The following is a 2,354-nucleotide window of genomic DNA, read 5'->3' as shown; positions in this document are numbered from 1 at the left end:
GTCCAGGGCTGCAAGTTCGATGGGTTGAATGGCGACAACCGCAACGCGATCAGCATCATCGACGGCGACGGCGTGGTGGTCCGCGGCAACCACTTCCACGACTGCACACGCGCCGACATGCCGGGCGCAGTGGACGTCGAACCCAACGCGCAGCCGTTCCACGTCGTGCGCAACATCACCGTGGTCGACAACGTCTTCAAGCGCATCGGCGGCAATGTGGGTGCAGTGGCCGTGGTGTTGGCGGGGCATATGTACACGCGGCATCCGAGCGGTTTCGAGATCGCCAACAACCACATCGACGGCTGCAGCGCAGCGGGGATCGCATTCGTCAATCAGCCGGTCGGTGGGGTCGATGGCAACACACCTTCGCATGGGCTCGTGGTGCGCGACAACACCGTCGTCAACGTCGCTCGCGGCTTTGGCCTGACGGGTGCGGTGGGTGCGCGCCTCGAGGGCAACGACTTCAGCGACACGCGGGGCTCGAACATCGGCTACCTGTCGGCCGACATGCGCTGCCGCGACGTGCGGGTGTTGTCGAACCGCTTTCTGCACTGCGGCAGCGTCGGCGGCGTCGGCCTGGTTGCCTTCACCGTCGATGAACTGCTGCTGGAAGGCAACCGATTCGAAGACTGCGGCTTCGGTGGGCCAGGGTCGTATGCGCTCGATTTCAACACCGGCACCTCCACCGGCGTGGCCATCGTTGGCAACACCTTCGTCGCGCCGACGGGGCGCACGCTGGTGGCGATCCAGAAGGAAGCGGGCCACGCGTTCACACCGGCGACGAACAGCTTCAGCGGCAACGAGCTGAACGGGTTGCCGAGCTACTTCCAGTACGGCTGACCCAAACGGCGCTGTCGCCCCGCGTGGCGCAAGACATCGAATTCGACCGCAAACGCCGGGGTGCACGCAAAGCCTGTCGCGGCGATGCTGACGACCTCACCACGACGAACTCACCATGACCCAATTTCTCTTCCTGCACGGCAGTTGGCACGGCGCCTGGTGCTGGCACAAGATCGTTCCTCGCATCCAGGCCGCCGGGCACACCGCATGCGCGATCGACCTGCCCGGCCGCGGGCGAGCGCCCGCGCTGCACGCCCTGGTCAGCCTCGATCGCATGGTCGATGCCGCCGAGGCCGCGCTGGCGCCAGAAGGCAAGACGGTGGTCGTCGTGCACAGCCGCAATGGCATCGTCGCGTCGAGCCTGGCCGAGCGCGCGCCGGAGCGCATCGAACGAACGATCTACGTGGCGTCGTACATGCTGCCGACAGGGCGCCGGGTGCTGGACTACCTGCCTGACCGCGCCTCGATGATGCCGGGCAACGTGCAGATCAATCACCTCGGCCTGTGGGATTGGCTGAAGCCGCAGGTCTACCGCGAAGCGCTGTATGCCGACTGCAGCAGCGACGACCTGGCGCTGTGCCGCGACCTGCTCGTGCGCGAGCCCGTGCGGCCCGCGTTGACCCGGTTGAAACTTACCGACGGGCGCTATGGCCGGGTGCCGAGAGCCTACATCCGGCTGAGCGAGGACAACGCGGTGTCGCTGCCGCTGCAGGACAGGCTGCTGGCAGAAAGCCCGGTCGAGCGGGTCGAAACGCTGCGGGCCAGCCACTCGGCTTACTTCTCGCAGCCCGACGCGCTGACCCAGACCGTGCTGAAACTCGCCGGGGCTTGAGCGCTGATCTGTCACTCAAAAAAATAGGGCCACGATGGTTACCCAAAGTGGCCCCGAGGAGGAGTGGTCTCTGATCAACGTTCAGCCCTCGCCGCGTGGGTCACACGCTCCTCAGGCCTCCCGCAGGTCAGGTAAGAGCACGGCGCGTGCCACCCACCCTCGAAGTTCGGGTAAGTCCGCAAGAAAGGGCGGTCTTCAGGCCCGGCAACGCTGGCAACGGCCCGCTGACGGGTACAGACTGCAACAACCAGGGCGGATTTCCGCACTGCCGCTTCTGCGGAAAGTGCGGGATTCCGCACCCGACCGGTCAGGCTGCGCTCACGCCTCAGTGGTACAGCTCGGTGCTCGACAGGTGATCGTGCACGTCGGAGCCGGCCGTGATCAGCAGCTTGCCGTTGACCAGCAAGGTTGCCGCGTGGCCATAGCGTGGCCGCAGCATGGGCTGACCGGCTGTCCATTGGTTGGTCGCAGGGTTGTACAGCTCGGTGCTGTCCAGGGTGTCGCTCCCGGCGGCTCGACCGCCGGCCACCAGTACCTGGCCGGTCGGCAGCAGCACCGCGGTGTGGTCCGAGCGGCCTGTCGCCAGCGGCGCGGTCGCTGTCCACGTGCCGGTGGCCGTGTCGTACAGCTCGGCGCCGTCGATCGACCCGCCGCCGCCGGCCACGAGCACCTTGCCGCTGGG

Annotated in this window: 3 protein-coding genes; 2 read left to right on the top strand and 1 reads right to left on the bottom strand. The window is 66.8% G+C overall.

What is annotated here, in order from left to right; translation table 11 throughout:
• Both AC1DYI_RS32975 and AC1DYI_RS32970 read left to right on the top strand, forming a co-directional pair.
• Nucleotides 1-840, top strand: an 840-nt coding sequence (locus AC1DYI_RS32975; RefSeq protein ID WP_477208327.1) for a right-handed parallel beta-helix repeat-containing protein, incomplete at its 5' end; no start/stop codon positions are given.
• Nucleotides 841-955: 115 nt separating this feature from the next.
• Entirely contained in the window at nt 956-1,672 is a 717-nt protein-coding gene (locus AC1DYI_RS32970) for an alpha/beta fold hydrolase (RefSeq protein WP_477208326.1), read from the top strand.
• A gap of 325 nt (nt 1,673-1,997) precedes the next feature.
• Here the strand turns inward: AC1DYI_RS32970 and AC1DYI_RS32965 are convergent.
• Nucleotides 1,998-2,354 (bottom strand): Kelch repeat-containing protein (locus AC1DYI_RS32965; RefSeq protein ID WP_477208325.1); only part of this gene is annotated, 357 nt, incomplete at its 5' end.

It is taken from the genome of Ideonella sp. P3_A4 (assembly GCF_056403075.1).
The sequence above is the reverse complement of the archived record's forward strand: the minus strand, read 5'-3'. Positions and strand labels throughout refer to the sequence as shown.